The 12,567-nt window shown below is 37.5% G+C and carries 11 protein-coding genes, 1 other RNA gene and 1 pseudogene; 5 read left to right on the top strand and 8 right to left on the bottom strand.

Annotated features, from left to right (window positions below):
* Window positions 1-28: 28 nt before the first annotated feature.
* The 4 genes from AC3B5S_RS01610 to AC3B5S_RS01625 all read right to left on the bottom strand — a co-directional run bounded on the left by AC3B5S_RS01610 (window position 29) and on the right by AC3B5S_RS01625 (window position 5,940).
* Window positions 29-2,572 (bottom strand): M1 family metallopeptidase, encoded by a 2,544-nt coding sequence (locus tag AC3B5S_RS01610; protein WP_489789999.1) that lies wholly within the window; start codon window positions 2,570-2,572, stop codon window positions 29-31.
* A 106-nt stretch (window positions 2,573-2,678) separates the two neighbouring features.
* Window positions 2,679-4,163 (bottom strand): ATP-binding protein, encoded by a 1,485-nt coding sequence (locus AC3B5S_RS01615; protein WP_489769090.1) that lies wholly within the window; start codon window positions 4,161-4,163, stop codon window positions 2,679-2,681.
* Complete coding sequence (locus tag AC3B5S_RS01620) at window positions 4,160-4,876, bottom strand: winged helix-turn-helix domain-containing protein (protein ID WP_489769091.1); 717 nt, start codon at window positions 4,874-4,876, stop codon at window positions 4,160-4,162. The genes AC3B5S_RS01615 and AC3B5S_RS01620 overlap by 4 nt, the downstream gene beginning before the upstream one ends.
* Before the next feature lie 47 nt (window positions 4,877-4,923).
* Window positions 4,924-5,940 carry a zinc-binding alcohol dehydrogenase family protein gene (locus AC3B5S_RS01625; RefSeq protein ID WP_489774864.1) on the bottom strand — a complete coding sequence of 339 codons (1,017 nt, stop codon included), beginning with the start codon at window positions 5,938-5,940 and terminating at the stop codon, window positions 4,924-4,926.
* A gap of 160 nt (window positions 5,941-6,100) precedes the next feature.
* On the opposite strand from AC3B5S_RS01625, the gene AC3B5S_RS01630 reads away from it, so the two are divergent.
* Window positions 6,101-6,574 carry a nucleoside 2-deoxyribosyltransferase gene (locus tag AC3B5S_RS01630; protein ID WP_489757389.1) on the top strand — a complete coding sequence of 158 codons (474 nt, stop codon included), beginning with the start codon at window positions 6,101-6,103 and terminating at the stop codon, window positions 6,572-6,574.
* Window positions 6,575-6,663: 89 nt separating this feature from the next.
* Here the strand turns inward: AC3B5S_RS01630 and AC3B5S_RS01635 are convergent, their stop codons facing one another.
* The 3 genes and pseudogenes from AC3B5S_RS01635 to AC3B5S_RS01645 form a co-directional block, all read right to left on the bottom strand.
* The gene (locus AC3B5S_RS01635) at window positions 6,664-6,852 is read right to left on the bottom strand and encodes a hypothetical protein (RefSeq protein ID WP_489757388.1); all 189 of its coding nucleotides are present in this window, start codon (window positions 6,850-6,852) and stop codon (window positions 6,664-6,666) included.
* 7 nt (window positions 6,853-6,859) lie between these two features.
* Window positions 6,860-7,189 (bottom strand): annotated as a pseudogene (locus AC3B5S_RS01640) (C40 family peptidase); the annotation flags it as partial.
* Between the two features lie 479 nt (window positions 7,190-7,668).
* A complete protein-coding gene (locus tag AC3B5S_RS01645; protein WP_489757387.1) occupies window positions 7,669-8,616 on the bottom strand; it encodes a nucleoside hydrolase in 948 nt (315 codons plus the stop codon).
* 335 nt (window positions 8,617-8,951) lie between these two features.
* Here AC3B5S_RS01645 and AC3B5S_RS01650 point away from each other — a divergent pair, with 335 nt between their 5' ends.
* The 4 genes from AC3B5S_RS01650 to AC3B5S_RS01665 all read left to right on the top strand — a co-directional run bounded on the left by AC3B5S_RS01650 (window position 8,952) and on the right by AC3B5S_RS01665 (window position 11,541).
* A complete protein-coding gene (locus AC3B5S_RS01650; RefSeq protein ID WP_489790000.1) occupies window positions 8,952-9,890 on the top strand; it encodes a DUF5067 domain-containing protein in 939 nt (312 codons plus the stop codon).
* 48 nt (window positions 9,891-9,938) lie between these two features.
* On the top strand, window positions 9,939-10,511 hold the full coding sequence (locus AC3B5S_RS01655; protein WP_489790001.1) for a hypothetical protein: 573 nt from the start codon (window positions 9,939-9,941) through the stop codon (window positions 10,509-10,511).
* Between the two features lie 114 nt (window positions 10,512-10,625).
* The gene (locus AC3B5S_RS01660; protein ID WP_489790002.1) at window positions 10,626-10,919 is read left to right on the top strand and encodes a hypothetical protein; all 294 of its coding nucleotides are present in this window, start codon (window positions 10,626-10,628) and stop codon (window positions 10,917-10,919) included.
* Window positions 10,920-10,971: 52 nt separating this feature from the next.
* Window positions 10,972-11,541: a hypothetical protein gene (locus tag AC3B5S_RS01665; protein WP_489774859.1), complete on the top strand. Its 570-nt coding sequence runs from the start codon at window positions 10,972-10,974 to the stop codon at window positions 11,539-11,541.
* A gap of 568 nt (window positions 11,542-12,109) precedes the next feature.
* Here AC3B5S_RS01665 and ssrA read toward each other — a convergent pair.
* Window positions 12,110-12,478, bottom strand: a transfer-messenger RNA (tmRNA) gene (gene ssrA / locus AC3B5S_RS01670).
* Between the last annotated feature and the right edge of the window lie 89 nt (window positions 12,479-12,567).

Here is a 12,567-nt window from a genome sequence, read left to right on the forward strand (position 1 = left end):
ACTTTGATCTCAGCCTCTAACTTCAGCTTTAAAATGATGCTAAAATTAATTCCTTGATTGCTGTTTGCACTCCTTGTTGTTGCTCTTGAACTAAAGCGACGCGACCAGCAATGGCTTTTTCATCCATAGTAATTTCTCGACCTAAACCGGGCACAGCCACTTTGGGCTCAAAAAATTGTTGAAATTCTGCTAAACGCTCTGGTGTATGAAAGGCATTCGCGGTCACCGTAATAAACGCAGTAAATTCCATGTCGCCACCTAAGCTTTGTTCCAGCCAACTCCAATCGCTGCGTAACCAATCCCAAGCTAGTTGTTGCCCCTGAGGATTAAGTAACACGCCCCGATACCAAGCCCGTAAGTCTTGCGGTTTAATTGTTTGACTATCTTCAAATAAAGCGATCATCTGGTGTAATAATGATGGATCTGCTATTTTGGGCATCGCAGCAGCGATATCACTCTTTAAATCAGCCACACTAGTTTGCCGATATAAAGTCATTAATTGCTCAAACAACGCCGCATTGCCATAGTTTTGCACTTCATTAACTAACAAACTTGCTCGCGTGGCAGCTGGAAAACTAGCCAAATTAGCTTGATACTGACCGAATAATTGATGCCCTTGTTGAATGAGAGCTGGATTTTCACCATAAAGACCCGCTTGTATCAAAATTGGGCGACTTAACTGATCATCTAGACTTTCTTGTTCTTGAGGTAGCCACCCTAAACGATTGATTTCCGCCGCACTAAATTGGCGATAAACTTGTTTTAATGCAGTTTCGGCAGCTGTTTGTGGTTGGACAAATTTTTGCAATTGACGCAAAATTTGGTAAAATTCGGCATTCACAATATTAGAAGTACTATGACTAAACTGCGGTAAAATCTGAATAACTGCAGCATAAGGCTTTTGTTGCCCTTCGGCCAATAACGCCGCATCTTGTAAAATTTGTAATTGAGTCACCGCATCTAATTCGCTAACGTTTTGAACCAAATCGGCTAAGAGTTGATCATCATAAGCTACAATAAAGTGTGATTCATTTTCCACGTTCAACTGTAATGGCTGCTGAGCTGCTTGCCGTAACTCGGTATAATGCGGAATTTCTATGGTGGCTGTCGTCATCAACTGAGGTACGGCTGTAAAATTACTCTTTAACGGAATTTGCCACTGCCGCTGTTGGTCTTGACTTTCGCCAATAAAAAATTGTTGTTGATGTAAGACTAATGTATCAGCCTGCAGTTTAACTGTCACGACTGGATACCCCGGCTGCTCCAACCAAGTATCCATAATCTTTTTTAAATCCATATGGGCAGCATTACCCAAAGCTTGCCACAGATCATCGCCAGTCGCATTAGCATACTGGTGCTGGTCAAAATAGGCTTTGAGACCTTGCCGTAACGCTTGATCACCAATCAAAGCGCGCACCATCACTAACATGCGTGCCCCCTTGGCATAAACAATCGCACTATCAAAGATCGCGTCAATTTCGGCGGGCTGTTCAACTTGCACGTGAACTGACTGGACCCCAGCAGTGGCATCTCGCTTTAGTGCTGCCGGCACTTCGGCTGTTTGAAACAATTCCCAGATATGCCAATCCGGTTGCAAGGCATCAATCGCCACGTATTCCATCATATTAGCAAAACTTTCATTTAACCAGAGATCATCCCACCACTGCATGGTTACCAAATCGCCAAACCATTGGTGAGCCAATTCGTGGGCGATCACTGTCGCTACATATTGCTGATTTTCTAAAGCGGCGTTTTGCGGATCAACTAGTAAACAGGTTTCCCGATAAGTGATTAAGCCCCAGTTTTCCATGGCACCTGCTGAAAAGTCTGGCAAGGCCAAATGCCAAGAATGTGGCAAGGGATATGGTGTTTGATAATAATCCTCATAAAATTCAATTGAACGTTTGGCGATGTCTAAAGCAAAAGTTAATTCCTGAGCTGAATGGGCTTTGGTAGCAAAGACGCCTACCTCTACCCCACTTTTCGTCGTGGTCGTCACTTTTTGTAACTCACCAAAAGCAAAGGCTACTAAATAAGTCGACATTTTAACTGTCGTTTCAAAATAGTGCACCCCTTGCTGCACTTGTTTTTCAGGCATATTGCTAATAATTGTTTCACCAGGGTGTTCATCAAATTTAATAGCTAAACTAAAAGTTGCCTTGGCCGCTGGTTCATCGACACAAGGAAAAGCTTGCCGCGCAGCTGTCGTTTCAAACTGAGTCCCAATTAATTGCTTGGTTTGGCCGGCCACTTGATAATAAGAGGGGTAAATGCCCATCATTGAATCAGTTAAAGGTGCCTCATAAGCAATTGTTACCGTCGTAGCTCCTGCTTGCGGCAATTCAATCGTCACAGTTTCTTTTTGTTCATCAACACTAAAAGTTAAGTTTTGATCGGCTGCGGTCACATTTTGAATAGTTAAATATTTTTGATGCAATTTAATAGTTGAAGTCACAGCCCAACCGCGCACTGTCGTTTGCCCATGAATCATTTTAGTTTCTCGATTAATGTCTAAATACAAATCATAATGCTCGGGTTGAAATTGTGCGTATAATCTAGTCTTATCTGTCATTATTAATCCACCTAACATGAGAATAATTTCATTATAATTTATCTATTCTGCAGAAACTAGTAAAAATTTTTTCAGGTATTCATCCAAGTTGTTATCTAGTCGGCTACTAAGCGCCTTGGGGATTGCTTTTCTTGGCTGCAGCCAACTTATCTTCATCATAAAAAGTCAGCGTAAACGTCGTGCCTTTTTCTAATCGGCTATGGACTTGGATTTTACCTTGATGTTGTTGCATTAACTGGTGCACAATGGCTAGCCCTAACCCTGATTCGCCATATTTGGTATTTTTGCGGGATGGGTCAGCTTTATAATAGCGTTCCCAAATGTTTTTCACTTGGTCTTCACTCATGCCAATGCCATTATCACTAATCGTAATCATGACGGCCTGTTGTTGGTCATCATGCCAAGCCGTCATTTTAATCCAACCTTGTTGGGTAAATTGAATAGCATTTTGGGTAATATTAAAAACTACTTGAATAAACCGATCATAATCCGCATAAACATCTAACTTCTCCGGTGCTTGCAAAATTAATTGATCTTGTGCCGATTCCGCCTTTTCTTTTAATTGCGCAATAATATTATTTAGACAATCCGTGGCATTAAAAGTTCGTTGATGCAACGGAATTTGGTTAGTCCGAATTTTTTCATAATCCAAATTCTCATTAACTAAGCGAATCAAACGTTTAGTTTCATTGCGCATTAATTGGATACTATGCTCACGCTGATCCTCGGGAATAGCATCATAAGCCAAGCCCTCTAATAACCCATTAATTGTCGTTAACGGTGTGCGCATCTCATGCGAAGCATCGGCCATAAACTCTTTGCGACGTTGTTCTTGGCGTTTAATTTCTTGATCAGACTCTTGTAATGATAAAGTCATCGCATTAAAATCATTAGCCAAATCATCCAGTTCATCTTGACCATCCGCAGCAATTTGAACATCAAAATCGCCACCCGCGACTTGTTTAGTCGCGCGCCGTAATTTATCAATCCGTTTGACTTGCCAATTAGCCAAATACCAACTCATAACCAAAGCAATTAACACTGAAATTAATAATGCTATTAATAAGTTATGTTTAATCGTATTAATACTGGTTTGAATCGCTGATACTTCAGAACCAGCCAATAACACCGCCACTAATTTATTATTATGATCAAACCAAGGCTTCATAATATAAGTCATCGGCTGCTTATTATAAACTCGCGGCCGTTCGTTTTCATGACTATTGCGCTCGCGAATAACGTTTCCCGCTTTTAATAATTTTAACGTGTGGTGATCAATTACCGGCCGTTGCGTTCGGTTCGGATAAATCTCACTCCCCGTTTTATCAAACATGACAAAATTAACCTTTTGGTCTGCCAAAACTTCTTGCATTGATTCTAAAGTGTCTGCGGTAATGTTATCAATATTGCCCGTGCGGGGATTCACTTTGAGCGCCATTTTTTGTAAGTTATCTGAATAGCCCTCCAATTGCACCCAGGTTTGACGATAAGCCATATTTTCACTATAGCTATAAACTGCAATGGAGATAACTCCTAGACAAGTTCCCACGACGATCAAAAAACCTAACATATATTGATAGATTAATTTCATGATGCACCTAAATCCGAATCGTCAAACTTATAACCTACTCCCCAAACAGTTTGAATCACTTGGGGACCGACTTGTTCAATTTTTTGGCGTAATTTTTTAATATGGGCATCAACCGTCCGCTCATCACCAAAATAATCATAGCCCCAAACTTGTTGTAACAATTGTTCCCGCGAAAAGACTTGGCGCGGCTTATTAGCCAAAGTTTTCAACAAATCAAACTCTTTAGGAGTTAGATTAGGAATTTCTTGTTGCATTAAATAAGCTTCACGAGTATTACTATTCAGTTTGAAATATTTAGTTTGAATATCAAAATTTTTATCACTAGCCGTGGAAGTTTCGGTATCAGTTAATTCACTGCGCCGATGCAAGGCTTTAATCCGAGCAATTAAGGTAATCGGGCTAAACGGTTTCGTGACATATTCATCCGCATATTCCAAACCTAAAACTTGATCACTTTCAGAATCACGGGCCGTCAACATAATAATGGGCACACTGGCCGATTTTTGGCGAATCTCTTTAGCCACTTCTAAGCCATCTTTACCGGGTAAATTCAGATCCAAAGTAATCAAATCCCAGGAATTCGGCTCTTGATTAAACATCTCTACCGCTTCATTACCATCATAAGCAAAATGAACGTCCCAATTTTCTTTTTGAAAAAACATCGACATCATTTCGGAAACAGATTTATTATCCTCAATCATTAATAATTTCATAAATTATCTCCACATCAATTATTCAAATCTTACTTATAGAATACAGTTTAAGGCTTACCATACGTCAACACAACCTTTCCCGTGGTATGTTGACTTTCTACCAGCTGGGTTGCGTGTTGCAAACTCGCAACTTCAAACCCAGTGATTTCTTTGGTTAACGTGGAGTGCAGTAAACCTTGATCTAGCCAAGCTGCAATTTGGCGCAAATACTGACCTTGTGAAGCCAAATTTGAAGTTTGATAATAACTTTTCGCAAACATCCACTCCCAGCAAAAGCTAACACTTAACCGTTTTAAATCGTTAATCTGGTGCTGACTCATATTAGTAATTGTGCCAATCATGCCAGTTGCTGGTTGAATGAGTTGAATAATCTCTTGCCAATGCGCATCGACATCACTCAAAACTAAAATATAGTCAAACTGTTGCTGGTGTGCTTGCGACACTAAATCTTGATGATGATCTAAAACATGATCCGCTCCTAACTTTTGGACCCAAGCGACAGCTTCTGGGCGTGAAGCCGTCGCCCAAACCTGCAAGCCACACAACTTAGCTAATTGAATCGCACTTGAACCAACACCACCAGCACCGTTAATAATAAGAATAGATTTAGCTTGATTAGCTAAGGTATTCAACGTTAAATGTAATTTTTCAAAAAGTAATTCGTAGGCTGTCAGAGCAGTTAAAGGCATAGCAGCACTTTGAGCCACGGACAATTTTTGGGGAGCTAACGCTACTAAGCGCTGATCGACCACTTGTAATTGGGCATTACTACCCGGTCGCTTCAGATCGCCGGCGTAAAAGACCCGCTCTCCAGGATAAAAATCTCGAACGGCGGAACCAACTTGTTGAATAATACCAACAGCATCAAATCCCAAAACGCGAGGTTGCTTTAAAGCGTGTAATGTTTTACGCGTCGCAATATCAATCGGATTGACAGCAGTCGCTAAGACTTCCACCAACAAATCATTCGCTTTTATCGTTGGCAAAGTCAACTCCGTCTTTTGAAAACACCGGTCATCTGTAACTGGGTAATAATTATCTGAACCCATTGCTAAACTTAACATCGCAATTCCTCCTTAAAATACTACTTAAAATTTTAATAACTAACGTTGATTAAACAATTGCTACTCCAAATTTTTCTTTTAGCACAACCGCATGGTTTTTTGACTAAAATACGCTATAATTAATTCATTATACTTAATTTATCTTGATAGGAGTTTTCTCATGACCCAAAAAAAATCACTCTACTTGGCTTGTTCTTGGTTTAGTCCGGAAGAAGAACAATATATGCAACAAGGTCAAGCCGCTTTAGCACAAAACCCAACGGTTGATTGGGAAAATAGTTTTCGACCACTGGAACACCAATTTAATGATGTCGATGTGACCAAACAACCAGAAATGTTGGCTGATCCTTTATGGCAAATTGGCACTTTTCGTGGTGATCTCGCAGGAATTGATCGTTCTGACGTAGTCTGTGGCATGTTTTTACCAACACATGCAGACACTGGGATGGCTTTTGAATACGGTTATGCCTATGCTAATCACAAACCTATTGTCGCCGTCATTCCCGACGATAATCAAGAAGCCATCAACTTAATGCTGATTCCTAGTGCCACTTGTTATATTACGTTGAGTCAATTAGCAACCTTTGACTTTAATAACATCACTTATCAAGTTTATCCTGGAACCTGTTATTAACTTTTCAAAAATTCATAACATTAAAAGAGCCCCTTGGTAATTAGATTACAACAAATCTAATAATTAAGGGACTTTTTTTACTTTGTAAATTAAGTTATGAACAAAATTCGACCACCCAATATCAATAACAGAATGGCCAACACTAAGTTACCAATTTGGGCCACTCGCCAAATCATTTGAAATTGTTTACCTATGGGCCGCTTAGCATTTTGATAAATCCGGTAGAATTGCCAAATGCTTAAACTAATAATAAAAATTGCACTTAATATTTTTAACATCTGTGCCTCAATTACTTAATCGGCGACCAAAATCTGGTTTAAACCATTTAAATTGGCCTACCCGAACCTTTTCTCCTGGCTGAGGAGCATGAATATACTCACCATTACCGGCATAAATTCCCACATGTTCAGCACTCCCGGGTGCGCCCCAAAAGATGAGGTCACCAACCTGTAATTGATCTAATGGCACATACTGTCCCACTAAACTCTGTTCTTGCGAAGTTCGTGGCAAAGCTAGACCCAACTGGCGCCCCACATATTGAACTAATCCAGAACAATCAAATCCTGCAGGTGTAGTACCCCCATAAACATATGGCACTCCAATATAGCGATTAGCTAATTGAACAAACTCGTTATTTTGCGCCATCGGTGGCAATTGTAAATTAGGAATATCGGTAATCTCGCCCCGCATTTGCTTTTCGTGAATTTGATAATCAGTCGAATTAACATTAATTTCCGGAACTGGTAAAGTTTGCGTTTGTGCTAACGTATTTTCAACTTTAATAATTGGTGTTGTGCCTGTCTCTGCATGAACAACAGAACCACTGACACCAGCAACTCCTAAAATTGTGATTAAAACTGACCGTCTAATAAATTTTTTTAATATCATTAAATCATAAACCCCTTAATGATTTATTTAAGTTCAGTTTATAATTTAACAAGCATCGGTGCAAGCTTTTTCACAAATAATTTGCAGCTAATTTTTGTTTATATCCACGCTAGCTGTATTAAAAATAACCACAGATCCTTTAACAGCAAAATAGCGTGTTCAGCGCCTACAAACGACGCAGCAATACGCTATTAAATGATTGAACTTTATTTCTGAGCTGAATAATTAATTTTAGCTAATTCATCAATCTTGTCGTAGAAAGCTTCGGCATCAACATTCGTTACGAACGTTACTTCGCGACCTTGGTCCGTTTGATAAGTTCGACCTTGGGAAGCTCCAGTGGTGGAAACGTCTGACTTAACCACTTTAGAATCCGCCAATTCAGGATAATTGCTTAACAATGTGGTCAGCACATCCCATAAGTAATAGATTGAATTAGCTTCAAACGAGTGCACCAAAGAATAGCCCTGACCAATTAAATCTAAAATTGGATACTGGCGCTGTTTTGCCCAACGTAACCGCAACTCTTTTGTCAAAGGAACTTGATCCGTACTATCTAAACCAACCATTGTAATTTTTAAATCAGAATCCCAGACTTTTTTGACAGCAATCGGATCCCAATAAGCATTCCATTCCATCGTATCATCAGCGCCGGGTTCAAAAACATTACCTTGACTATTCAAAGCTCCGCCCATCCAATATAACCGGTCAATCTTATTAACAATGCTGGGATCTGCATCTAATGCCCGCGCTAAATCGGATAACGGACCGGTCATGACCAACGTAATTGGTGCACTAGCAGCTTGAATCTTGTCAATCATATCCAAATGCGCTGGCTTAGCAGCAATGGGCGTTTTGGGTGCGCCATGTTCATTTAAAATTGGAAAATCATCAAACGAAAAAGCACTCAAGCGCCACTCTTTAGGAAATTGATGAGCCGCCCGGGAGTCTGATTTAGCAACTGCTGCTGGTCGGCGTCCGGCTTGTCCAAACGTATCAATGATTTTCTGTGAAGCACTAGCAGCGGGATCCACATAACCATCGGCATCGGTGACACCAACGCCAATGACATTAACATCGGGCATTTGTAAGAGCAGTAACAATGAAACTAAATCATCAACATTACCATCGTGATTTAAATAAACATTACGCATGAATGAAAGCCTCCTAATTATTTAAGATAAGAATGACACAGGTCTCATAAAATCGTCAAGTAAAATCTTTTTGAGGTTAAACTTTAGATCATTAAGGTGCTTTAAGAAAGTTGTTTGGAATTAAATGTAAATATCATGATATATTAGTAATTAGCAAAAACATTTGTATTATTCGTGAATTAATTGAATTAAGGTAAATAAATAGAGTTTTATTTGAATTTATATGTAAGCGTTATTTTAGATTATATTAATGATAAGCTAAAAATCATTAGAATTAATAACTATGATAGTCCAAAACTGATTGACTTTAAAAGCTGTATTGAGGGGGAATTTAAGTGAAGAATGGATTAAAAGCATCAGTCATAGGTTTAATGGCTGCTAGCATATTAGCTGGTTGTGGCAGTAATAACAGCCAACAGCAAGAAACAAAAATCAGCAAGAGCGAATTGAAAGAAATAGTTTACAAAGACACCAATTTAACTGGTGCTGTTTATGAAAAGTACGCCGATAGCATGCAAACAAACCAAAATTTAACTAAGCCATCCGCAGAGAAAGCAAAAAAATTCACTAGCAAAACGATTAAAAAACTTAAGAATAGTGAACAAACAAAAACAGAAAAAAATGTACTTAAGTTAAATAAATATCTCCATAATTCATCTGTTGCATTTGAAGAGTCTGATTTTAAGGAAGCAAACGCTGAGATTAATGCAATGGCACCTTACTTAGGCAAATCTCGTAAAGCGCTAGGAATTAATATTAAAGATAAAAAGTTGTCTCCTTATAGAAGGTCTATGGCACATTTTGGTAAAGTTGCTGATGAAATTAAAAAAACTATGCCAATGATTGATAAGAAAAGCATGACCGTACGAACTTCTGATGAGAAAATTCAGTTTACTAGTGCTCAAATAGTACCGGGATATGAAGGTAAATCCACTATTTTAGTTTATTACAATGCCACTAATTTATCAGATGAACCTCAGGATGCTTATTCATTGATGCTTGATGCTGGCGATTGGCAACAAGATGATGGAGATTCGTATAAAGACTTGGATATGGGTATAGTGGATAGTGATTGGGAAGATGCACACCCAGATTATGAACAATTAGATAAGGATAGCTCTGAATCAAAATTAAAACCGAAAACCCAAGCACAAGGTGTTGCAGTTTTAGAACTAGCAAACAACGAAAGTCCTTTATTATTTAATGCCAAAGATGAAGAAAGCGACACCAAATTAGGCACAATCAAAATCCCTCTGAATTATAACAATCAATAATGTATCGTTATTTTTTTGAAATTTAGTAAATGTTACGGAGGCAACCACATGAAGAAAATATGTACAGTATTAACTGCTACCTTAATCACACTAGGTTTAGTAGGCTGCTCTTCAACTAAATCTAGCACCAAGACGAACCAATCAAAAACTGAACACGTTAAAAAATCAAAAAGTAGTAATAGAATACACAAAGAGAAAACTAAAACAGTCAGAAAAAAAGCTAAGAAAACCAATAAACAAGCTCAACAGTCGGCTGATAATCAAACTGCACAAAATCAGCAAGCTAATGATAATAGTCAAGCTCAGACTCAACAGCCACAGCAAGACCAACAACAGAATAGTGGTCAGCAAAGCCAGCAACAGCAACCGTTAACTCAAAGTCAAATAAATATGCAACGCGGTTACGATCCAAACGGCAATCCACTATTACCCGGTCAAGACCATGCGGCTGGTTCCAATCCCGATGGTAGTCCCGACGCTTGGGTTCAAGGACAGATTGACTGGGAGAAACAGAATGGTTATTTGAATGCTGACGGTACACCAACAGATAAAGGACAGCAAGCTATTGATGAAGTGAATGCTAACGCTAGTTATGACTATGACGATACTAACGGATATTAAAGGATAACTCCCCTTTCGGGGATTACATACGTCCAAAACTAACTAATTAATTACGAGGTAAGGTTAATGCACATAGGCGAACAGACAGTTGACAAGCACGAGATTTTGACACAAATGAAAAAAGAATACTCAGAACAATTACAATATATCGGAATATCTGACGATGATTTAACGCGCTTTAGCTGGTCACAAGATAAAAAGCTTAAATTTTATATGATCAAAGTTAACGATTCTTTATCGAACAAAATGTACTTTAATGCTTATCTTATATTTGCAATGGATAATAAAGAAGATGACTTTATTTATATAGATCTATTGAAAGAAACAAAGAATTTTGAATTTGAAAATTTAAAAACACACAAAAAAGCTTATGTATATATTAGAAAACAGCATAAAATTAAAAGTTAATTCTGAAAATATTGTATAAAACAGCATTGACCTCAGATTTAGTCTCATGAACATGAACATCTATACAATCAAAAAAAATTTTCAAGAGAATTTATTTGAGTTTTTAAAAGAATATATTAAAAGCTTTGTAACTATGGAATTTAATAATTCTAAAAAGAATCTAGAAAAAAGAAACAGTATTGAAAGCTTTCCTTTTTCAAATAAACAAATATTTGTAGATAAATATCATTTTAATGACATGCTTAAATCTATAAATGATGATCAATTTACCGATGAATTTAATCAATGTCTTTTTGCTTATGAACATGAAAAATGGTTTATTTGTGCTACAGGTATAGGCAGCTGTTTGGAGCATCTGATGTTACTTATTATTTATAATTATAAATTAGAGAGAAAATTAAACAGTAGAAATCCAACCGCATCGGATTATCTTAAAGTATTTACTCAACCAACTATTAATATTGATTCGCGTCAACAAACATTCTTCGATGCTCTTTTTCACTTAAGAAATTCTGTCGATCACCATAACTCTGGCTATACATCTAAGGGGATCTGTGATCAACTATTAAATGGAATAACTGATGTTTTTAATGAATATTACTTACCATCAGTTAAAAAATGAGATTAAACGTGATAATTGGTTAGCCATATTAACTTCTGGCGTGTCATAAACCATATTTCCATCATCATCTAAGTAATCCAAGTCTTCATCCTGCCACCCAAAAGTTAAGACTCTATCTAGTAGAATAATAGTTTTGGACTCCGTAACCGTAAATTTGTTAAATTAATGATGCAAAAAACTCAAAAATAACTCAATTTAGATATTATGCAAGTCAATTGATTAACCATTTCCTAAAACATGAGCCTATATTCGCTAAGTAAAGTTTAAAAAATTATTGCTTTGTAAAAGGTGACACAAATGAAATCTGTAACACTCACGCCAACCTGTTATATAATAAGAATCCGTGCATTACCCCTAATTCTAATAATGTTTGAGACACTCTAACACATAAATAATCATGAATATTTATAAACACGCAACTGATCATTCAAACCAAAAAATAAACAATAGCCAACTAAAGTAACTCAAAATTCAAAATAAAATTAAACCGATTGACATTTATAAATGTAACAAAAAAACACCCTCAAATATTGAATTTGAAGGTGTTTTTATAAAATTGAAAAAGTTGCAATGGAGATGAGGAGAATCGAACTCCTGTCCATACATACTGCCACATTAGTCTCTACATCCATAGCTACACTATTTAAAGTTCACCGTTAAGCGCGCCGTGTAACGAGGCTAACCTTAACGGCTAACCTACTAATCTCTTTTTAATTGCTCAGGTGGCACAATCAAACGTAGCCTAATTATTTGAGACCCAGGATCAACCCTTAGGCAAAATTGACTGGATCACACTTTAAACTGTGATTAAGCAGCTAAAGCGTAAGAATTGTTATTATTTTTTGCAGTTATAATTTAACTGTAACGTTTTTCCGTAGCCGTAACCTACGAGATGCAACCAATGCTCAACTACATATGTCGAATCCATAACATCCCCTTAATTTTAATAATCAAATTTTATCACGTTTTAGAACCAATTTCAATTTTCAAACATCAAAAAAGATGAGACCTCACTTAAGATCTCAT

This window comes from Bombilactobacillus sp. ESL1094 (genome assembly GCF_058107425.1).

Bases quoted from the DNA above. Each gene is read 5' to 3' on its own strand.
- AC3B5S_RS01610 (WP_489789999.1), bottom strand. From the start codon at position 2,572: ATGACAGATAAGACTAGATTATACGCACAATTTCAACCCGAGCATTAT.
- AC3B5S_RS01615 (WP_489769090.1), bottom strand. From the start codon at position 4,163: ATGAAATTAATCTATCAATATATGTTAGGTTTTTTGATCGTCGTGGGA.
- AC3B5S_RS01620 (WP_489769091.1), bottom strand. From the start codon at position 4,876: ATGAAATTATTAATGATTGAGGATAATAAATCTGTTTCCGAAATGATG.
- AC3B5S_RS01625 (WP_489774864.1), bottom strand. From the start codon at position 5,940: ATGTTAAGTTTAGCAATGGGTTCAGATAATTATTACCCAGTTACAGAT.
- AC3B5S_RS01630 (WP_489757389.1), top strand. From the start codon at position 6,101: ATGACCCAAAAAAAATCACTCTACTTGGCTTGTTCTTGGTTTAGTCCG.
- AC3B5S_RS01635 (WP_489757388.1), bottom strand. From the start codon at position 6,852: ATGTTAAAAATATTAAGTGCAATTTTTATTATTAGTTTAAGCATTTGG.
- AC3B5S_RS01645 (WP_489757387.1), bottom strand. From the start codon at position 8,616: ATGCGTAATGTTTATTTAAATCACGATGGTAATGTTGATGATTTAGTT.
- AC3B5S_RS01655 (WP_489790001.1), top strand. From the start codon at position 9,939: ATGAAGAAAATATGTACAGTATTAACTGCTACCTTAATCACACTAGGT.
- AC3B5S_RS01660 (WP_489790002.1), top strand. From the start codon at position 10,626: ATGAAAAAAGAATACTCAGAACAATTACAATATATCGGAATATCTGAC.
- AC3B5S_RS01665 (WP_489774859.1), top strand. From the start codon at position 10,972: ATGAACATCTATACAATCAAAAAAAATTTTCAAGAGAATTTATTTGAG.